The organism is Streptomyces sp. NPDC034043 (assembly GCF_055575675.1).
In genome coordinates this window covers 16,688-35,470 of record NZ_JBVISF010000003.1, presented here as the reverse complement: position 1 = coordinate 35,470, position 18,783 = coordinate 16,688, and the positions used below count along the sequence as shown (strand labels likewise).

Genomic DNA, 18,783 nt, shown 5'->3' with positions numbered 1-18,783 from the left:
GCCCCGCGCCCGCACCGAAACGGAGGGCCGGGGTCCTGGACCGCGGCCCCCTGGTGATCAACAGTGATGAGTGCAGCACCCCGCGTGCACGTGCATCTGCCCATGCATGCGGTCATGAACACAGCTATGATCCGGTGCAGTTGACATCTGCACTATCGGGGGCTTCCTGTGGACCACGCGTACAACGGGATGGCAGCTGCAGAACTCACTTCCTTGTACGAGCTGACCTGGCAGAAGAGCAGACACAGCAACTCGCAGGGGTCCTGCGTGGAGTTCGCCAGGCTGCCCGGGGGCGACATCGCCATGCGCAACTCGCGCTTTCCCGAGGGACCGGCGCTCGTCTACACGCCGGCCGAGATCGAGGCCCTGCTGCTGGGCGTCAAGGACGGCGAGTTCGACCATCTGATCGGCTGATCCGGCCGACGGCGGCCGAACGGGGAACGGCGCAGCGATCAAGCCATGCACGTGCACTGGCCGGGACCGATCGCCCTGATCGGTCCCGGCCGGTCGTTCCGACGGCACGGTGCGCGCGGCGGGTGCGGAGCGTCGGGTCAGTCCTGGAGCATGAACAGCGCCCAGACCACCTTGCCGCTGAGGCGTCCCGCGAGCGGGTGCCAGCCCCAGCTGTCGCTGTAGGCGTCGACCAGGAACAGCCCGCGCCCCGACTCCAGGTCGCAGTTCTCGTCCGTGCGCTCCGGCGCGAAGGAACCGCCCGGCCGGTCCTCGCTGGGGTCCCGCACCGCGCACACGAGCCGCGTGCTCCACCGCATCAGGTGCAGCCGCACCGCCGCCTCCGGCCCGGCGGCCGGCCGTGCCTCGTCCGGCAGGGCGTGGCGCAGGGCGTTGGTGACGAGCTCGGAGACGACCAGGGAGACGTCGTCGAAGCGGTCGTCCAGGTCCCACTGGGACAGGGTCGATCTGGTGAAGGAGCGGGCGCCGCGCACCGCTTCGAAGCGGGCCGGCAGAGCGCAGGAGGCGGATCCGGAGACAGCCGTGGGGTCGACCGGGGGCAGCCCCTGCCGTAACGGCTCGAGCACGGTCGATCCATTCGTCCCCATGCGAGGCACTCCCGGGATTCGCGGACGAAGCGGGCGGCTCCGTCCAAAGAGAACTGCGGGGTGGGTCCCGCGCCGGCGCGAAGAGCACGCAGGTGCGCGGCACCATCGTTCCGAATGGTGCAGCCGGATGCAAGGGCAGATGCACGTGCACGCGCCCGACCCGTCCCCTCCCGTGACGGTTCTTGCTCATTTCTTCCTACGCATACTTACGGACTTCTTTTCCGGGACGCCGGATTCCGTTACAGAACGAGTACGGGCCGATGCGTTTTGGTGGCAGACTGCGGCCCGGGGTGCGGGGGCCCCGCCGAGGCACGCGCACACCACGCGCACACCATTGCGATGGGGAGGGCAGTACTAGTGACCGCAGAAGCCAGCGGTTCTGTGGTGCGCCGCATCCTCCTGGGCTCACAGCTCAGGCGACTCCGAGAATCCCGCGGCATCACCCGTGAGGCGGCCGGCTACTCGATCCGCGCATCCGAATCGAAGATCAGCCGCTTGGAGTTGGGAAGGGTGAGCTTCAAGGCCAGGGACGTGGAGGACCTCCTCACGCTCTACGGGGTCACCGACGGTGCCGAGCGGGAGTCCCTGCTCGGTCTGGTCCGCGAGGCCAACGCGGCGGGCTGGTGGCACAGCTACGGCGACGTGCTCCCCGGGTGGTTCCAGACGTACATCGGCCTGGAGGGCGCGGCGTCCCTCATCCGGATCTACGAAGTGCAGTTCGTACACGGCCTGTTGCAGACCGAGGCGTACGCCCAGGCGGTCGTGCGCCGCGGCATGCCCGGAGCCGGCGCCGCCGAGATCGACCGCCGCGTCGCGCTGCGCCTGGAGCGCCAGAAGGTCCTGGTGTCGGAGAACGCCCCGGTGTTCCACGCGGTCCTCGACGAGGCCGCGCTGCGCCGCCCGTACGGCGACCGGGACGTGATGCGCGGCCAGCTGGAGCACCTCATCGAGATCAGCCAGCGGCCCAACGTGCGGCTCCAGGTGATGCCCTTCTCCTTCGGCGGCCACGCGGGCGAGAGCGGCGCCTTCACGCTGCTGCGCTTCCCCGAGTCCGACCTTCAGGACATCGTCTATCTGGAACAGCTGACCAGCGCGCTCTACCTGGACAAAGAAGAGGAAGTGGCGCAGTACGCGCGGGCGATGGAGCGGCTCCAGTCCGACTGCCCGGATCCCGGCCAGACCCGGGACCTCCTCCGCGGGCTCCTCCAACTGTCTTGATCCGCACGTACTATGACGTCGGATCAGTGCATGAAGACGACCGATCGGTCTCCGGTGCAGCGCAGGGGTGCGCGCTCGCAGTAAGGGATGGCATGTCCATATTCACCGACCTGGCTCACCAGTACATCGACGGCGAATGGCTGGCCGGCACCGGTTCGTGGGACATCATCGACGTCAACCCGTACAACGGGGAGAAACTCGCCGCGATCACCGTGGCCACCGTCGAGCAGGTCGACCGGGCCTACCGCGCCGCCGAGCGGGCCCAGCGCGACTGGGCGGCCACCGGCCCCCACGCGAGACGCACCGTCCTCGAACGCGCCCTGCGCATCACGCGGGAGCGCCAGGAGGAGATCGTCGAGGCGATGATCGACGAGCTCGGCGGGACCCGTCCCAAGGCCGAGTACGAGGTCCACCTCGCGATGGAGTTCCTGCGCGAGGCGGTCCAGCTGGCCGTCCGCCCCGAGGGCAGCATCCTGCCCTCGCCGGTCGAGGGCAAGGAGAACCGGGTCCAGCGCCTCCCGGTCGGCGTGGTGGCGGTCATCAGCCCCTTCAACTTCCCCTTCCTGGTGACCCTGAAGTCGGTGGCCCCGGCACTGGCGCTGGGCAACGCGGTCGTGATCAAGCCGAACCAGAGCGCCCCGGTGGCCGGCGGCGGGATCATCGCCAAGATCTTCGAGGACGCGGGCCTGCCCGCCGGACTGCTGAACGTGCTGGTCACGGACATCGCCGAGATAGGCGACGCGATCCTGACCCACCCCGTCCCCAAGGTCATCTCCTTCGCCGGCTCCGACCGCACCGGCCGGCACGTCGGCTCGGTCGCGGCCCGCCACTTCAAGCGGACCGTCCTCGAACTGAGCGGCAACAGCGCCCTGGTCGTCCTCGACGACGCCGACGTCGACTACGCGGTGGACGCGGCCGTCTTCAGCCGCTTCGTCTTCCAGGGCCAGGTCTGCATGGCGGCCAACCGGATCCTCGTCGACGCGAGCGTGGCGGACGAGTTCACCGAGAAGTTCACCGCCCGCGTGCGCGCCCTGAAGACCGGCGACCCGCGCGAGGCCGACACCCACATCGGCCCGCTCATCAACTCCTTCCAGGCGGACGCGCTGACCGCGCTCGTGGACCGCGCCCTGGACTCCGGGGCACGGGCGCTCGTACGGGGTTCTACGCGCGGCAACCTGGTCGAGCCGACCGTCCTCGCCGGGCTGCCCGAGGACTCCCCGCTGCTGGGCCAGGAGATCTTCGGGCCGGTCGCGCTGCTGGTGGTCTTCGACGGGGAGGAGGAGGCCGTACGCCTGGCCAACGCCACCCCGTACGGGCTCAGCGGCGCGGTGCACACCCGCGACGTCGAGCGCGGCGTCCGCTTCGCCCGGCGCATCGAGACGGGCATGATCCACGTGAACGACTCCACGATCGGTGACGAGCCGCTGGCCGCCTTCGGCGGCGAGAAGGCCTCCGGTCTGGGGCGGCTGGGGGGCGAGGCCACCGTGGAGGCCTTCACCACCCAGAAGTGGATCTCGGTCCAGCACGGCCGTACCCGGTTCCCGTTCTGACCGCCGCCCCCTGCCCGCGCCCGCCACGCCGCGCGGCTTTTCCCGTCCCCTCGCGAGTTGCGGACAGGACCTGACCGCAAGCCTCCGTAGCGTGGTTCTCGTCAGCGGGGGACGGCCCCGCTCAGGGGATGAAGAGGTGGTCGGTCATGGCACAGATTTCCGGTGAGGTCCTGGGTGACGAGCGCGGCACCCTGCTGGCCTTCGTCGAGTCCCAGCGGGCCGCGATCCGCGAGGCGGCGGCGGGGCTGACCGAGGAGCAGGCCGCGAGCCGCCCGAGCGCCAGCGAGCTGTCGCTGTCCGGGCTGCTCAAGCACGTCGCCGAAGTGGAGCTGGCCTGGCTGCGGATGGCGCAGCAGCGGCCCAACGAGAGCGCCCGTACCCAGGAGAACTACGCCGAGGCCTTCCAACTCGTCGGCGACGAGACCATCGCGTCCGTCCAGACCTTCTGGGACGGGGTGAGCGCGGAACTGGCCGCCTTCGTCGCGGAACTGCCCAGCCTGGACGAGACCTTCCCGCTGCCGCCGGCGCCCTGGTTCCCCGAGAACGCCAAGGTCTCCATGCGCTGGATGCTCCTGCACCTGATCGAGGAGTTCGCCCGGCACGCCGGCCACGCGGACGTCATCCGGGAGTCCCTGGACGGCACCAAGGCGATGGGCTGATCCTCTTTCCGCGGGCCCCTCGGGAAACGGGGCTTGCACCTCACGTGGCGTGAGGAACCACAGTGGGGGGCGTACCCAACCAGAGGAGCGGAAAGCGATGGGCTACTCCGTGGGCCAGGTCGCCGGGTTCGCCGCAGTGACGGTGCGCACCCTGCACCACTACGACGAGATCGGGCTGCTCCGCCCGAGCGGCCGCAGCGGCGCGGGACACCGGCGTTACGACGACGCCGACCTGGACCGGCTGCAGCAGATCCTGTTCTACCGGGAGCTCGGCTTTCCGCTCGAAGAGGTCGCGGTCCTGCTGGACGATCCGCGATCGGACCCGAGGGAGCACCTGCGCCGGCAGCACGCCCTCCTGTCCGACCGGATCGCCCGGCTCCAGCAGATGGCCAAGGCCGTTGAGCACGCCATGGAGGCGAAGAAGATGGGCATCAACCTCACGCCCGAGGAGCGGTTCGAGGTCTTCGGGGACGAGGACCCGGAGCAGTACGCGCAGGAGGCCGAGCAGCGCTGGGGCGGCACCGAGGCCTACGCGGAGTCGCAGCGCAGGGTCTCGGCCTACACCAAGGACGACTGGAAGCGGATCCAGGACGAGGCCGCGGACTGGGGTGCCCGGTACGCGGCCCTGGTGGCGGCCGGCGAACCGGCCGAGGGCGGGGCCGCGATGGACATGGCCGAGGAACACCGCCTGCACATCGGGCGCTGGTACTACGACTGCCCGTACGAGATGCACACCTGCCTCGGTGACATGTACGTCGCGGACGAGCGCTTCAAGGCGTACTACGACGCCATGGGCACGGGCGTCGCCGAGCACCTGCGGGACGCGATCACGGCGAACGCCGTGCGCAAGGCGTAGCCGGTCCCGCACCCGTACCGCCCCCTCCGGTCCCTGGAACCCGGTGGGGGCGGTGTGCGTTCATAATTAGACCGCCTGCCTCGTCGCGTCCCCCACCGCAGACGTCCCCCTGATCCAGGAGAGCCCGGAAACGTGGAACCCCTCTACACGCTTGCCCTCGGCCCCGAGTGGCTGTCCCCGGAGTACCTGATCGGGCACTTCGGCCTGATCGGCATCCTGGTCATCGTCTTCGCGGAATCGGGCTTCTTCGCGTTCCTGCCCGGCGACTCCCTGCTGTTCACGGCGGGCCTCTTCGTCGCCAGCGGCGACATCAGCCAGCCGCTGTGGCTGGTCTGCACGCTGATCGCGGCCTCCGCGATCATCGGTGACCAGGTCGGCTACCTGCTCGGCAAGTTCTTCGGGCCCAAGCTGTTCAACCGGCCGAACAGCAAGGTCTTCAAGAAGGAGAACCTGGACGCCGCGCACGACTTCATGGAGAAGCACGGCCCCAAGGCGATCGTGCTGGCCCGCTTCGTGCCGATCATCCGCACGTTCGCGCCCATGGTGGCCGGCGCGAGCGCGATGAAGTACCGCACCTTCCTGACCTTCAACATCGTCGGCGGCATCCTCTGGGGCGCCGGCGTCACCGTCCTCGGTTACCAGCTGGGACAGTTCGAGATCATCAAGAAGAACGTCGAGCCGATCTTCATCGGCATCGTGCTGATCTCGGTGATTCCGGTGATCTTCGAGGTGCTGAAGGCCCGCAAGACCAAGAAGGCCGAGGCGGCCGCCGGCCCGGCGCAGCCCGGTTACCCGCAGCAGGAGCAGCCGCCGGCCCCCGGCCAGCGCGGCCGCCACGCCAAGCGCTGACACCCGGCCGCCCCCCGGAACCCCCGTACGCCCCGGAGACCGCCCGTCTCCGGGGCGTACGCGTACCCGCGGTCACGCGGGGCCGCGCCGGGCCGCACGGGCCGCCACGGGCCGCCCACGGGCCCCAGGCGCCCCACGCGCCTCAGAAGCCCCGGGTCCGCTTCGCCGCGGCCCGGCGCTTGGCCGCGCTGCGCGCCCCCGGGATCCGCATGAACAGCCGTGAGGTCTCGGAGCCGAGGTTCACCCCGATCGCGATCGCGAGGGCGATGGCGGCGGCGTTGGTGAGGGAGGCGAGGCCCGCGTCGAGCCGGTTCTCGGCGATCGAGAGCAGCCCGTAGTACGTGGCCGAACCGGGCAGCAGCGGCCCGATCGCCGCCGTCACGTACGGCAGGGCGGAGGCGAAGCGGTAGCGCGAGAAGAGCTGCCCGAACAGGCCGACCAGCCCGGCGGCGATGGCCGTGGACGGCACGGGCGGGAGCTCGGCGGCCCGCAGCGCGCCGAAGGTGACCCAGGCGACCCCGCCGTTGAGGGTCACGATCCACACCGTGGAGCGCTCCTGCTGGAGCAGGATCGCGAAGGTGAACACCAGGACCATCGAGGCGAGGATCTGCAGCACCGGGCGGTGCGGGATCTGGAGCACCTCGTCCGGGTTGGGCGAGGCGCCGAACTGGAGGCCCACGTAGATCACCACCAGAACGCCCACGATGATCCCGATGAAGAGGTACATGACCTCCAGCAGGCGGGCTGAGGCGGTGATGTAGTAGCCGGTCAGCCCGTCCTGCACGGCGGCGACCAGGGCCCGTCCCGGCAGCAGCGCGAACAGGCCGCCGGTGATCACGGCGGAGGCGCGGACGTCGAACTCGGCGATCTTCAGGGCCACCCCGATGGCGGCCGGGGGCATGGCGGCGACCACGAACTGGTAGAACTCGGGCAGTCCCCGGCCGGCGAAGTACCAGGCCAGGCGGTCGCCGAGGACGGCGCCGAGGGCGGCGCAGAAGAAGACGGCCACCCCGCCGCCGACCAGCGTGGAGGCGGCCCCGGCGAGCAGCCCCGCGGCGGCGGTGAGCACCCAGGTGGGGTACGGGTGGCGGTTGCGCCGGATCACGGCGAGACGGCGGTAGGCCTCCTCCAGGGAGACCTCCACGTCGGGCGCGCAGATGTCGTCCACCAGCCGGAACACGGCGGCGAGGCGGGTGTAGTCGGTGCCGCGGCGCCGCACGATGCGGTTCGCGGAGACGGGGTCGTCCACCAGGGAGGGCTGGTGGGTGATCGACAGCAGGGTGAAGGTGACGGTGGGCTCGCAGCGGTCGAGCCCGTAGGAGCGGGCCACCGCGAACATCGCGGCCTCCACGTCCTCGGCGCCCTCGCCGCCCGCGAGCAGCAGCTCGCCGATGCGCAGGGTGAGGTCGAGGACGCGGCCCACGGCCGGGCCGGACTCGGTCTGCCGGTGCAGGGGTTCGGGTACGGGGCGGACGTCCACCGGCATGCGCAGCATCGTGCGCATCCGGTCCTGCCAGGGGGAGGAGGCGGGGAAGCCGGGGGCCGGCAGGGGGGTGTAGGCGGGCGGGGACTGGCTGGCGCTGTAGGTGGCCGGGGCGGCGAACGCGGAGCCCTCGGGGCCGGGCGAGAGGGTGGTCGCGCCCTCGGGGAGGGCGAACTCCGAGGTCGGCTGGTCCTCGTCCGGGACCTCCGGCTGCGTCCCGGGTGGGGGAGTGAACGCGCTGTGCGCCTCGTCGGACTTCGGCTTCCGGTCCTCGGGACCGTGCCCTTCGGCCTCCGCCACGCATCCTCCCACCCTTGATCACCTGGCGGTATCAGTATGCGGAATCGTTTCGTCCGTGGCGAAGGGAGCAGCGAGGGGAGCGGCGAAGGGAGCCGCCCGCCCCCGGAAAACGCCGCTGCGGGCGGCTCCCCCGGCATGGGGGAGCCGCCCGCAGCGGTCAGGCGTTACCGAGCGGCGGAGCTCAGTGGTGGCCGCCCTGGGCCTCCAGGCGCTTGTACGAGGCCTCGATCTCGGCCTCGGCCTCGGTCCGGCCGACCCAGTTCGCGCCCTCGACCGACTTGCCCGGCTCCAGGTCCTTGTAGACCTCGAAGAAGTGCTGGATCTCCAGGCGGTCGAACTCGGAGATGTGGTGGATGTCGCGCAGGTGCTCGACACGCGGGTCGGAGGCCGGCACGCACAGCAGCTTGTCGTCGCCGCCCGCCTCGTCCGTCATGCGGAACATGCCGATCGCGCGGCACTTGATCAGGCAGCCCGGGAAGGTCGGCTCGTCAAGGATGACCAGCGCGTCCAGCGGGTCGCCGTCCTCGCCGAGGGTGTTCTCGACGAAGCCGTAGTCCGTGGGGTAGCTGGTCGAGGTGAAGAGACGACGGTCCAGACGGATCCGGCCGGTCTCGTGGTCCACCTCGTACTTGTTCCGCGAACCCTTGGGGATCTCGATGGTGACGTCGAACTCCACGTCCTGCTCCTCCATGATCAGCTCCGGCCTCGTGCCGAAGCTTGATTGCTTCGAGTGATAGCGCGTCCGGCCCAGCCTCCCCCGGCCGGAGGCTGGGGGAGTACCCCCAGCCGGGTGGGGTGCCATGCTCGCGGCAAGACGCAGTGGTTAAGTGTCCCTCACGCATATGTGTGATCGCGAAAGGGGCTGGTTGAGGTGCCATTGGTCAAGACGTGGCAGCTCATCGTGGGGTCGGCCGTCGCCGGCCTCGCCCTCTCGGCGGCGGCGGTGGCCACCGCCGGTCCGTGGGACTCCGGCCAGCGTAAGGCCGAGCGGGCGAGGGCCGCCTCCTGGGGCCGTACGGGTGGCGCAGATCACGCCCCCGGGGCCCTGCCGCAGGCCGCGCCCAGCGCCCCCGGAGTGCTGACCGGGCTCGGCGGGCGCACGGCCGCCGACGGCGGGGCGCTCGCCGGGACGCTGGCCCCGCTGCTGGCGGACCCGGCGCTGGGCACCGTACGCGCGGCCTCGGTGGTCGACACCGCGACGGGCCGGGTGCTCTACGAGTCCGGGGCGGGCGAGGCCATGACCCCGGCCTCCACCATCAAGATCGCCACCGCGAGCGCCGCCCTGGCCGCGCTCGGCCCCGAACACCGGATCCGGACCACCGTGGCCCCCGGAGCCGGCCCCGGGGAGATCGTCCTGGTCGGCGGCGGCGACCCCTCCCTCACCGCCAGGAAGAAGAGCCCCGCCGGCTCCGGCGGCAGCCTCGTCGCCCTCGCCGCCGACACCGCCCAGGCCCTCAAGGCCGCCGGCACCGACACCGTCACCCTCGGGTACGACGACTCCCTCTACACCGGCGCCGTCCGCCACCCGATCGGCCGCAACGACAACATCGCCCCCGTCACCGCCCTCACCGCCGACGAGGGCCGCCCCGTGAGCACCTCCCAGGCCGGAGCCCCCGGGGCGGACGCCGCCGCCGGACCCGCCGCACGCACCGACGACCCCTCCGGGGACACCGCCCGCGCCTTCGCCGCCCTGCTGCGCGACCGCGGCATCAAGGTGAACGGCGAACCCGCCAGGGCGAAGGCCCCGGCCGGGGCGCAGCCGCTGGCCACCACCCTGTCCACCCCGCTCGCCGGGCTCGTCGAGCGGATGCTGACCCACAGCGACAACGACATCGCCGAGGCCCTCGCCCGCCAGACCGCCCTCGCCGCCGGCAAGCCCGCCAGCTTCGAGGGCGCCGAACAGGCCGTCTCCGAGAAGCTGGCCTCCCTCGGCGTCGACCTCACCGGCTCCCGCTTCGCCGACGGCAGCGGCCTCAACCGCGCCGACAAGGTCAGCCCCCGCCTCCTGACGGGCCTGCTCGCCAAGGCCGCCGACCCCCGCCACCCCGAGCTGCGGCCGGTCCTCACCGGACTGCCCGTCGCCGGCTTCACCGGGACCCTGCGCGCCCGCAACGCCGGCTCCTCCCCGGCGGCCGGCCTGCTGCGGGCCAAGACCGGCACCCTGACCGGCGTGAACTCGCTCGCCGGGACCGTCGTCGACCCGTCCGGGCGCCTGCTCGCCTTCGCCTTCCTGACCGCGAACGCCCCCGACGGACCCGCGGCGGAGAAGGGGCTCGACAAACTGGCCGCCGCCGTCGCGGTCACTTCCTAGCGCATCGGGCCGCGGAGGGGGGTCCGCCGCGGCGCGGGTCCACGTACGGTTGACGCATGACGAGCATCGGTGGTGCGGAGATGGTCGACTGGAACCTCGCGGTGGCGACCGCGACCCGGCTCGTACGGCCGGGTCCCGAGGTCAGCCGCGACGAGGCCCGGGCCGTGGTGGCGGAGCTCCGCCGGCACGCCAGGACCTCCGAGGAGCACGTGCGCGCGTTCACCCGGATGATCCCCGAGGGCTCGCCCCTCCCCGACACCCCCGTCCTCGTCGTCGACCGGGCCGGCTGGGTCAGGGCCAACGTCGCGGGCTTCCGCGAACTGCTCGGCCCGCTCCTCGGCAAGATGCAGGACCGGCGCTCCGCCACCCCCGGCGGCGCCGTCATCGGCGCGGTCGGCGGCAAGGTCACCGGGGTCGAGCTGGGCATGCTGCTCAGCTTCCTGGCCTCCCGGGTGCTCGGCCAGTACGAGACCTTCGCGCCCGCCGGCCCCGACCTGCCGGGCGGCGCCGCCACCGGCGGCCGGCTGCTGCTCGTCGCGCCGAACATCGTCCACGTGGAGCGCGAGCTCGAAGTGGACCCGCACGACTTCCGGCTCTGGGTGTGCCTGCACGAGGAGACGCACCGCACCCAGTTCACGGCGGTGCCCTGGCTGCGCGCCCACCTGGAGGGCGAGATCCAGACCTTCCTCGCCGCCACCGAGATGGAGCCCGGAGCCGTCCTGGAGCGGCTGCGCGAGGCCGTCCAGTCCTTCGCCGGAGCCCGCGCCGAGGGCGAGCGGGGCGACGAGGCCCCCTCCCTGGTGGAACTCGTCCAGACCCCCGAACAGCGCGAGGTGCTCGCCCGGCTCACCGCCGTCATGTCCCTGCTGGAGGGGCACGCCGACTTCGTCATGGACGGGGTCGGACCCGAGGTGGTCCCCTCCGTCGCCGAGATCCGCGAGAAGTTCCAGCAGCGCCGGGCCAGCGGCGCGGGCCGCCTCGACGTCGCCCTGCGCAAGCTGCTCGGCCTCGACGCCAAGCTGCGCCAGTACCGCGACGGCGAGCGCTTCGTACGGGCCGTCGTCGGCCAGGTCGGCATGGACGGCTTCAACCGGGTGTGGACCTCGCCGAACACCCTGCCCACCAAGGCCGAGATCGCCCGCCCCGCGGACTGGGTGGCCCGCGTCCACCGCAAGGGGGGCGCGGGGAGCGAAGAAGGATGAAGCCCGAGGCGTAAACATGTCTCACTGGGGGAAGCAGCATCACCCTTCCGAGGGACCGTGAGGCGTGGAAGGGCGTGCGATGCTCGGGGAACGGCTCGGTTCTGTCACCATCGACGCACTCTGAGTGACATTCCGCATCTTCCCCGCGCAACACCCGAAGCCTCCGAGCATCCGAACTCCACGAAGGGCACCGGACATGGGTCCCCATCCTGCGGTCGCGGCGATACGCCTGGCGGTCCGCCGCGTACTCCACGACGTCCTCACCGGCCTCACCGACAGTCCCTCCCCCCGCGCCACGGCAGGCACCACGCCGCTGGTCCTCGTCGCCTGCTCCGGCGGCGCGGACTCGATGGCGCTCGCCTCCGCCCTCGCCTTCGAGGCCCCCAAGCTCGGCATCCGGGCCGGCGGCATCACCGTCGACCACGGCCTCCAGGCCGGCTCCGACCTGCGCGCCGCGGAGGTCGTCACCCGCATGACCGCGCTCCGCCTCGACCCGGTGGAGTCCGTCGCCGTGCGCGTCGGCCGCGAAGGCGGACCCGAGGCCGCCGCCCGCGACGCCCGCTACGCCGCCCTGGACGAGGCCGCGGACCGGCTGGGAGCCTGCGCCGTGCTGCTCGGCCACACCCGCGACGACCAGGCGGAAACCGTCCTGCTGGGCCTCGCCCGCGGCTCCGGCATCCGCTCGCTGTCCGGCATGGCCGAAGTCAGCGGAGGCCCCGGCCGCACCCACCGCTACCGGCGCCCCTTCCTCCAGATCGACCGGCAGACCGCACGCAAGGCCTGCATGGTCCAGTCGCTGCCCGTCTGGGACGACCCGCACAACATCGACCCCGCCTACACCCGCTCCCGGCTGCGCCACGAGGGACTGCCCGCCCTCGAGAAGGCGCTCGGCAAGGGAGTCGTGGAAGCGCTCGCCCGCACCGCCCAGCTCTCCCGGGACGACGCCGACGCCCTCGACGCCTGGGCCGCCGACGCCGAGGCGGGGGTGCGCGACGAGGACGGCCGCCTGGAGTGCGCCAAGCTGTACGCGCTGCCCCCGGCCGTCCGCCGCCGGGTGCTGCGCCGGGCCGTGGTCGCGGCGGGCTCCCCCGCCGGCTCGCTCTTCGCCCGGCACATCGAGGAAGTCGACCGCCTCATCACCGGATGGCGGGGCCAGGGCGCCATCAACCTGCCCGGCCGCGTCGAGGCCCAGCGGCAGGGTGGCAGACTTGTCATCCGGCAGGGCTGATTGGTGCTGAAACACGGCTGAGTCCTCCGGGGGCACCCCCGGAGCCCCGGCCGACAACGAAAGTGATGCGGGTGGACGAGAAGGACATGGGCAACGACCTCCAGTCGGTGCTCATCACCAAGGAAGAGATCGACGCGAAGCTGGCCGAGCTGGCCGCGAAGATCGACGCGGAGTACGCGGGCAAGGACCTGCTCATCGTCGGTGTGCTCAAGGGCGCCGTGATGGTGATGGCGGACCTGGCGCGCGCCTTGTCCACCCCGCTCACCATGGACTGGATGGCGGTGTCCTCGTACGGCGCCGGGACCCAGTCCTCGGGCGTGGTGCGGATCCTGAAGGACCTCGACACCGACATCAAGGACAAGCACGTCCTGATCGTCGAGGACATCATCGACTCCGGCCTGACCCTGTCCTGGCTGCTGTCGAACCTGGGCTCCCGCCAGCCGGCCTCCCTGAAGGTCGTCACGCTGCTGCGCAAGCCCGAGGCCGCGAAGGTCGCCATCGACGTCGAGTGGGTCGGCTTCGACATCCCGAACGAGTTCGTCGTCGGCTACGGCCTCGACTACGCGGAGAAGTACCGCAACCTGCCGTTCGTCGGCACGCTCGCCCCGCACGTCTACGGCGGCTGACCCCGTCCTTCGCGGACGTCGTCACCGGCGGCGCCCCCGGGGAACCCGGGGGCGGCTTCCGACGTTGGAGCTTGGGAAGGCGGGTCTGTCAGCCGTCCCACGAGGCCGCGGGTGACAATTCAGGGGTACATTCCGAAGAACAGTCTTTACTCACAGCAGCATTTACCTACGGGCAGGAGGGACGGGGTGCCCGGCACCCCGTATGGATGGACGTGAAGCGATACTTCCGTGGGCCGGTCATGTGGATCGTGCTGGCCGTCCTCGCCGTGGTCGTGTTGATGAACGTCGTCGGCTCCGGCGGCGGCTACAAGTCGGTGGAGACCAGCGAGGTCATCAAGGCGATCAACAGTGGCCAGGTGGACAGCGCCAAGCTGACCACCGGTGACAGCCAGATGATCAAGATCGAGCTGAAGAAGGGCCAGAAGCTCGACAACAACAGCGGCACCAAGTTCCAGGCCAACTACATCGGGGATCAGGGCGTCCAGCTCGCCCAGAACCTCCAGACCAAGTTCGAAGCCGGTCAGATCCCGGACGGCTACTCCGTCACGCCGGACAAGACCAGCCCGTTCCTGAGCGTGCTGCTCTCGCTCCTGCCCTTCGTCCTCATCGTCGTCGTCTTCCTGTTCCTGATGAACCAGATGCAGGGCGGCGGCTCCCGGGTCATGAACTTCGGCAAGTCCAAGGCGAAGCTCATCACCAAGGACACCCCGAAGACGACGTTCGCCGACGTCGCGGGCTCGGACGAGGCCGTCGAGGAACTCCACGAGATCAAGGAGTTCCTCCAGGAGCCGGCGAAGTTCCAGGCCGTCGGCGCCAAGATCCCCAAGGGTGTGCTGCTCTACGGCCCGCCCGGCACCGGCAAGACCCTGCTCGCGCGTGCCGTCGCGGGCGAAGCCGGCGTTCCCTTCTACTCGATCTCCGGTTCCGACTTCGTCGAGATGTTCGTCGGTGTCGGTGCCTCGCGTGTCCGCGACCTGTTCGAGCAGGCCAAGGCCAACGCGCCGGCGATCGTCTTCGTCGACGAGATCGACGCCGTCGGCCGGCACCGCGGTGCGGGTCTCGGTGGCGGCCACGACGAGCGCGAGCAGACCCTCAACCAGCTGCTGGTCGAGATGGACGGCTTCGACGTGAAGGGCGGCGTCATCCTGATCGCCGCCACGAACCGCCCCGACATCCTCGACCCGGCGCTGCTGCGCCCGGGCCGCTTCGACCGCCAGATCGCGGTCGACCGTCCCGACATGCAGGGCCGTCTGGAGATCCTCAAGGTCCACCAGAAGGGCAAGCCGATCGCCCCGGACGTCGACCTCTCGGCCGTCGCCCGCCGCACCCCCGGCTTCACGGGTGCCGATCTGTCCAACGTGCTGAACGAGGCGGCCCTGCTCACCGCCCGCTCGGACAAGAAGCTGATCGACAACCACATGCTGGACGAGGCGATCGACCGCGTCGTGGCGGGCCCGCAGAAGCGGACCCGGATCATGTCGGACAAGGAAAAGAAGATCACCGCGTACCACGAGGGCGGACACGCCCTGGTCGCGGCGGCCTCCCCGAACTCCGACCCGGTCCACAAGATCACGATCCTGTCCCGCGGCCGGGCCCTGGGCTACACCATGGTCCTGCCCGACGAGGACAAGTACTCGACCACGCGCAACGAGATGCTCGACCAGCTCGCCTACATGCTGGGCGGGCGCGCGGCGGAGGAACTGGTCTTCCACGACCCGACCACCGGCGCCGCGAACGACATCGAGAAGGCCACGGCGACGGCCCGCGCGATGGTCACCCAGTACGGCATGACCGAGCGCCTCGGCGCCATCAAGTTCGGCGGGGACAACACCGAGCCGTTCCTGGGCCGCGAGATGTCGCACCCGCGGGACTACTCGGAAGAGGTCGCGGCGCTGGTCGACGAAGAGGTCAAGAAGCTCATCGAGACCGCGCACAACGAGGCCTGGGAGATCCTGGTCGAGAACCGGGACGTCCTGGACAACCTCGTCCTCGCGCTCCTGGAGAAGGAGACGCTGGGCAAGGAGGAGATCGCGGAGATCTTCTCCACGATCGTGAAGCGTCCGGCCCGCCCGGCGTGGACCGGTTCCTCCCGCCGTACCCCCTCCACCCGTCCGCCGGTGCTCTCGCCCAAGGAGCTCCAGCTGACGAACGCCGCGAACGGCACCTCGGCGGCCGCGGCCGCCGCCGCGCCGGTCTCGACGGAGAAGGGCATCGAGGTGGCCCCGGAGGACCGCCCCGAAGCCTGACCCACCCGGAATGGAAGCCGCGCCCCCCAGGTTCTAGCCTGGGGGGCGCGGCACATTTGCACGAGGGCCGCGCGTGCGCACAGGAACGAGGATGAGATGACCGACCCAGTGACCCTGACCGGTGGCGAGGGCACGATCGGCGAGTTCGACGAGAAGCGCGCCGAGGCGGCCGTCCGAGAGCTCCTGATCGCGGTCGGCGAGGACCCGGACCGGGAAGGCCTCCTGGAGACCCCGGCGCGCGTGGCGCGGGCGTACAGGGAGATATTCGCCGGCCTCTACCAGAAGCCCGAAGAGGTCCTGACCACGACGTTCGACCTCGGCCACGACGAGATGGTCCTGGTGAAGGACATCGAGGTCATGAGCTCCTGCGAGCACCACCTGGTCCCCTTCCACGGCGTGGCCCACGTCGGTTACATCCCGTCCACCGACGGCAAGATCACCGGACTGTCCAAGCTGGCCCGCCTCGTGGACGTGTACGCCCGCCGCCCCCAGGTCCAGGAGCGGCTGACCACGCAGATCGCGGACTCCCTGATGGAGATCCTGGACCCGCGCGGCTGCATCGTGGTCATCGAGTGCGAGCACATGTGCATGACCATGCGCGGCGTCCGCAAGCCCGGCGCGAAGACCATCACCTCGGCGGTCCGCGGGCAGCTGCGCGACCCCGCGACCCGCAACGAGGCCATGAGCCTGATCATGGCGCGCTGAACCGGTGGTGGAACCCGCCGTCTGGGAGCCGCTGAGCGAGGACGTACGGCGCACCCTGGAGCTGCTGCTCGACGGCGGGTCCGACGTCCACCGGGCCCTGCGGGCACAGATCCCGTACACCGAGATGCGGGCCGGCGGCTGCGCCTGTCCCTGCGTGTACCTGCGGGTGGACACCACGGCGGTGGCGGCCGCGCCGACGGGCCGGCGCTTCGGGCCCGTCGCCGGGGCCTCCCTGCTCGGCCCGGACGGCGGCTACGACGGCGAGGCGACCCTGTTCGCCTCCGAGGGCGGCCTGGCGGACCTCCAGTTCTGCGACTGGGAGGACCGCGGCCCCGGGCCGCGTCCGCTCTGGGAGTGGCTGGGGGACCGCCACGAGTGAGCCCCCGGGGTCAGGCGGTGGCCGGGGCCTTGCCCGGGTCGTCGTCCTCGGGGAGCTTCAGGACGTGCTCCAGGAAGAGCGCGGCGGCCACCACGGCGGCCCCCGCGAGGACCGAACCGCCCGCGTACCAGGCCTGGTCGCGGCGGGCGGGGACGTCCAGGGCATCCGTCAGCAGGAAGACGCCGACGCCGCCGTACATGCCCGCCACCAGGGCCGCGACCAGGGCGCTCGCCTGGCCGAAGACCACGGCCCGGGCCGCCATCAGCGGCTCCACGCCCTTGGCCCCCGGCCGGCGCTCGCGCTGGGCCTTCAGGCGGGCGCGCATCGACAGGGCCGTCGCCAGCAGCACGGCGGCGATCACCGCCAGCACGATCGGCGCGGCCAGCGGGACGCCCGGCAGGGTGCCGTACGCGTTCCACAGGCGGGCGCCCGCCCAGGACAGCACACCGGCGCTCGCGAAGATGCCCGCCAGGACCGCCGGCCTCAGTTGCTTCACTTGCACATCCCCACTCGGTGACTGGTACCGCACAAGCTAACGGCTATTCCGGCAGGCGGAGTTCCAGGTCGCGGCGCGCCGTGACACCGGTGAGCCCGATCGCGGCCAGCAGCTCCGCGACGGGGCCGCGGCCCGGGAGCTGGGCCCCGGCGTCGATGTCGTGCCAGGGGGCCAGCACGAAGGACCTCAGGTGCGCCCGGGGGTGCGGGAGGGTCAGCACGGGGTCGTCGGAGACCACGTCGGCGTACGTGACGATGTCGACGTCGATCGTGCGCGGCCCCCAGCGCTCCTCGCGGACCCGGTCGAAGGCCTCCTCGATGGCGTGGGCCCGCTCCAGCAGCGACGAGGGCGGCAGGGTGGTCTTCAGCGCGACGACGGCGTTCAGGTACGAGGGCTGCGAGCCGGGCTCGACGCCCCACGGCTCCGTCTCGTAGACGGGGGAGACGGCCTTGACCCGCAGCCCCGGGGTGTCCCCGAGGGCGTCGATGGCGCCCTGGAGGGTGTCCAGGCGGTTGCCGAGGTTCGCGCCGAGCGCGATGACGGCCCACTTGGGGTTCGAAAGGGTGACGTCCGCCGCGTCGACCGTCTCGACGACGGAGGCGGGCACGGGCTGGACCGTGGGGTCGCTCTGGGCGTTCAGTCCGTTGTTCATGCGCGGCTCCGGGTGATCGTGATGGTCACGTCGTCGAACGGGACGGTGATCGGCGCGTCCGGCTTGTGCACGACGACCTCCACCTGCGCCACGGCCTCGTGCTTGAGGCACTGCTGGGCGATCCGCTCGGCGAGGGTCTCGATCAGGTCCACGGGCTCGCCCTGGACCACGTCCACGACCTCCTCCGCGACGACCCCGTAGTGCACGGTCTTGGCCAGGTCGTCCCCGGCCGCCGCCGGGCGGGTGTCCAGGTGCAGCACGAGGTCGACGATGAAGGTCTGGCCCTCCTCGCGCTCCCGGGGGAAGACGCCGTGGTGCCCGCGAGCCTTGAGGCCGCGCAGCGCGACACGATCCACGCGAATCACTCCTGCTTTCGTAGGTTCTTCCGGTCCCGGGACTCCCCGGGGCCATGGGCCTACGCCGAGTGCGGTCGGCGTCGTCCACCTTCGAATTTACCTGCGACGAACCCCGGGTCCCGCCCTTGGGGTCAGCCGGAGGCCTCTTCTTCCTCGTCATCGGAGTCCGTGAGCACCGGAGAACCGTGGTGGGACCACAGGCGCCACCCCTCCGGTGTGCGTCGGAACACATTCGTGGCGACGACCAGCTGGCCCACCAGCGGACCCAGCTCCCCGGCCTGCTCGGCCGGGCCCCCGCTGAGGATGTTCTCGGTGCAGGTGACCAGGGCGGTGTCGCCTATGAGGGCCACCTTGGTGTCCGTCAGGAAGAACTGGATGTACTCGGTGTTGGACATGATCAGCGCGTACGAGCGCAGCACCTCGCCCCGCCCCGAGAGCACCGGCCACCCGGGGTGGACGCAGGAGATCTCGTCCTCGAGCCAGAGCGCCGACAGCGTGTCGAAGTCCCCCTGCTCCATGGCCGCGTAGAAGGCCGTGTTGGCCTCTTCCACGGCTTCCATGTCGGTACGGCTCACCGTGCCCCTTCCCTGTACGTCCGGCGGGTGTACG

The 18,783-nt window shown here is 71.2% G+C and carries 20 protein-coding genes; 13 read left to right on the top strand and 7 right to left on the bottom strand.

What is annotated here, in order from left to right; translation table 11 throughout:
* The first annotated feature begins 168 nt into the window (after positions 1-168).
* Positions 169-414, top strand: coding sequence for a DUF397 domain-containing protein (locus ACZ51S_RS08575; RefSeq protein ID WP_388933576.1), 246 nt, complete (start codon positions 169-171; stop codon positions 412-414).
* 137 nt (positions 415-551) lie between these two features.
* Here ACZ51S_RS08575 and ACZ51S_RS08570 read toward each other — a convergent pair whose 3' ends face one another.
* Positions 552-1,058: an ATP-binding protein gene (locus tag ACZ51S_RS08570; protein WP_388933578.1), complete on the bottom strand. Its 507-nt coding sequence runs from the start codon at positions 1,056-1,058 to the stop codon at positions 552-554.
* A gap of 339 nt (positions 1,059-1,397) precedes the next feature.
* On the opposite strand from ACZ51S_RS08570, the gene ACZ51S_RS08565 reads away from it, so the two are divergent.
* From ACZ51S_RS08565 to ACZ51S_RS08545, 5 genes are all read left to right on the top strand, one after another.
* Positions 1,398-2,276 (top strand): helix-turn-helix domain-containing protein, encoded by an 879-nt coding sequence (locus tag ACZ51S_RS08565; RefSeq protein WP_468476232.1) that lies wholly within the window; start codon positions 1,398-1,400, stop codon positions 2,274-2,276.
* 92 nt (positions 2,277-2,368) lie between these two features.
* Complete coding sequence (locus tag ACZ51S_RS08560) at positions 2,369-3,826, top strand: aldehyde dehydrogenase family protein (protein WP_468887174.1); 1,458 nt, start codon at positions 2,369-2,371, stop codon at positions 3,824-3,826.
* Positions 3,827-3,972: 146 nt separating this feature from the next.
* Entirely contained in the window at positions 3,973-4,485 is a 513-nt protein-coding gene (locus ACZ51S_RS08555; protein WP_468801168.1) for a DinB family protein, read from the top strand.
* A 97-nt stretch (positions 4,486-4,582) separates the two neighbouring features.
* On the top strand, positions 4,583-5,341 hold the full coding sequence (locus ACZ51S_RS08550) for a MerR family transcriptional regulator (RefSeq protein WP_468476229.1): 759 nt from the start codon (positions 4,583-4,585) through the stop codon (positions 5,339-5,341).
* A gap of 132 nt (positions 5,342-5,473) precedes the next feature.
* Positions 5,474-6,190 carry a DedA family protein gene (locus ACZ51S_RS08545; protein WP_468476228.1) on the top strand — a complete coding sequence of 239 codons (717 nt, stop codon included), beginning with the start codon at positions 5,474-5,476 and terminating at the stop codon, positions 6,188-6,190.
* Between the two features lie 142 nt (positions 6,191-6,332).
* Here ACZ51S_RS08545 and ACZ51S_RS08540 read toward each other — a convergent pair whose 3' ends face one another.
* Both ACZ51S_RS08540 and ACZ51S_RS08535 read right to left on the bottom strand, forming a co-directional pair.
* Positions 6,333-7,973 (bottom strand): threonine/serine exporter family protein, encoded by a 1,641-nt coding sequence (locus ACZ51S_RS08540; RefSeq protein WP_388933593.1) that lies wholly within the window; start codon positions 7,971-7,973, stop codon positions 6,333-6,335.
* 181 nt (positions 7,974-8,154) lie between these two features.
* Entirely contained in the window at positions 8,155-8,649 is a 495-nt protein-coding gene (locus ACZ51S_RS08535; protein ID WP_361600844.1) for an inorganic diphosphatase, read from the bottom strand.
* Between the two features lie 195 nt (positions 8,650-8,844).
* On the opposite strand from ACZ51S_RS08535, the gene dacB reads away from it, so the two are divergent.
* From dacB to ACZ51S_RS08500, 7 genes are all read left to right on the top strand, one after another.
* Positions 8,845-10,284, top strand: a complete 1,440-nt coding sequence (dacB, locus tag ACZ51S_RS08530) for a D-alanyl-D-alanine carboxypeptidase/D-alanyl-D-alanine endopeptidase (protein WP_468960242.1) — start codon at positions 8,845-8,847, stop codon at positions 10,282-10,284.
* Positions 10,285-10,340: 56 nt separating this feature from the next.
* Complete coding sequence (locus ACZ51S_RS08525) at positions 10,341-11,486, top strand: zinc-dependent metalloprotease (RefSeq protein WP_468476226.1); 1,146 nt, start codon at positions 10,341-10,343, stop codon at positions 11,484-11,486.
* 196 nt (positions 11,487-11,682) lie between these two features.
* On the top strand, positions 11,683-12,714 hold the full coding sequence (gene tilS / locus ACZ51S_RS08520) for a tRNA lysidine(34) synthetase TilS (protein ID WP_468476225.1): 1,032 nt from the start codon (positions 11,683-11,685) through the stop codon (positions 12,712-12,714).
* A gap of 65 nt (positions 12,715-12,779) precedes the next feature.
* Positions 12,780-13,340 (top strand): hypoxanthine phosphoribosyltransferase, encoded by a 561-nt coding sequence (gene hpt / locus ACZ51S_RS08515; RefSeq protein WP_007264874.1) that lies wholly within the window; start codon positions 12,780-12,782, stop codon positions 13,338-13,340.
* 206 nt (positions 13,341-13,546) lie between these two features.
* Positions 13,547-15,586 (top strand): ATP-dependent zinc metalloprotease FtsH, encoded by a 2,040-nt coding sequence (gene ftsH, locus ACZ51S_RS08510; protein ID WP_388933605.1) that lies wholly within the window; start codon positions 13,547-13,549, stop codon positions 15,584-15,586.
* Positions 15,587-15,682: 96 nt separating this feature from the next.
* Positions 15,683-16,291: a GTP cyclohydrolase I FolE gene (folE, locus tag ACZ51S_RS08505; RefSeq protein WP_388933607.1), complete on the top strand. Its 609-nt coding sequence runs from the start codon at positions 15,683-15,685 to the stop codon at positions 16,289-16,291.
* A gap of 4 nt (positions 16,292-16,295) precedes the next feature.
* Positions 16,296-16,670 carry a hypothetical protein gene (locus ACZ51S_RS08500; RefSeq protein ID WP_468960239.1) on the top strand — a complete coding sequence of 125 codons (375 nt, stop codon included), beginning with the start codon at positions 16,296-16,298 and terminating at the stop codon, positions 16,668-16,670.
* Positions 16,671-16,680: 10 nt separating this feature from the next.
* Here ACZ51S_RS08500 and ACZ51S_RS08495 read toward each other — a convergent pair whose 3' ends face one another.
* The 4 genes from ACZ51S_RS08495 to ACZ51S_RS08480 all read right to left on the bottom strand — a co-directional run bounded on the left by ACZ51S_RS08495 (position 16,681) and on the right by ACZ51S_RS08480 (position 18,734).
* Positions 16,681-17,166, bottom strand: a complete 486-nt coding sequence (locus ACZ51S_RS08495; protein ID WP_388933612.1) for a DUF3180 domain-containing protein — start codon at positions 17,164-17,166, stop codon at positions 16,681-16,683.
* Positions 17,167-17,209: 43 nt separating this feature from the next.
* A complete protein-coding gene (gene folK, locus ACZ51S_RS08490) occupies positions 17,210-17,818 on the bottom strand; it encodes a 2-amino-4-hydroxy-6-hydroxymethyldihydropteridine diphosphokinase (protein ID WP_468960236.1) in 609 nt (202 codons plus the stop codon).
* The gene (folB, locus tag ACZ51S_RS08485; protein WP_030010912.1) at positions 17,815-18,174 is read right to left on the bottom strand and encodes a dihydroneopterin aldolase; all 360 of its coding nucleotides are present in this window, start codon (positions 18,172-18,174) and stop codon (positions 17,815-17,817) included. The genes folK and folB overlap by 4 nt, the downstream gene beginning before the upstream one ends.
* 131 nt (positions 18,175-18,305) lie before the next feature.
* Entirely contained in the window at positions 18,306-18,734 is a 429-nt protein-coding gene (locus ACZ51S_RS08480; protein WP_468960559.1) for a nuclear transport factor 2 family protein, read from the bottom strand.
* Between the last annotated feature and the right edge of the window lie 49 nt (positions 18,735-18,783).

Excerpts from the sequence above, each read along its gene's own strand:
- ACZ51S_RS08570 (WP_388933578.1), bottom strand. The coding sequence starts at position 1,058 with ATGGGGACGAATGGATCGACCGTGCTCGAGCCGTTACGGCAGGGGCTG.
- ACZ51S_RS08565 (WP_468476232.1), top strand. The coding sequence starts at position 1,398 with ATGGGGAGGGCAGTACTAGTGACCGCAGAAGCCAGCGGTTCTGTGGTG.
- ACZ51S_RS08560 (WP_468887174.1), top strand. The coding sequence starts at position 2,369 with ATGTCCATATTCACCGACCTGGCTCACCAGTACATCGACGGCGAATGG.
- ACZ51S_RS08555 (WP_468801168.1), top strand. The coding sequence starts at position 3,973 with ATGGCACAGATTTCCGGTGAGGTCCTGGGTGACGAGCGCGGCACCCTG.
- ACZ51S_RS08550 (WP_468476229.1), top strand. The coding sequence starts at position 4,583 with ATGGGCTACTCCGTGGGCCAGGTCGCCGGGTTCGCCGCAGTGACGGTG.
- ACZ51S_RS08525 (WP_468476226.1), top strand. The coding sequence starts at position 10,341 with ATGACGAGCATCGGTGGTGCGGAGATGGTCGACTGGAACCTCGCGGTG.
- tilS (WP_468476225.1), top strand. The coding sequence starts at position 11,683 with ATGGGTCCCCATCCTGCGGTCGCGGCGATACGCCTGGCGGTCCGCCGC.
- hpt (WP_007264874.1), top strand. The coding sequence starts at position 12,780 with ATGCGGGTGGACGAGAAGGACATGGGCAACGACCTCCAGTCGGTGCTC.
- ftsH (WP_388933605.1), top strand. The coding sequence starts at position 13,547 with ATGGACGTGAAGCGATACTTCCGTGGGCCGGTCATGTGGATCGTGCTG.
- folE (WP_388933607.1), top strand. The coding sequence starts at position 15,683 with ATGACCGACCCAGTGACCCTGACCGGTGGCGAGGGCACGATCGGCGAG.
- folK (WP_468960236.1), bottom strand. The coding sequence starts at position 17,818 with ATGAACAACGGACTGAACGCCCAGAGCGACCCCACGGTCCAGCCCGTG.
- ACZ51S_RS08480 (WP_468960559.1), bottom strand. The coding sequence starts at position 18,734 with ATGGAAGCCGTGGAAGAGGCCAACACGGCCTTCTACGCGGCCATGGAG.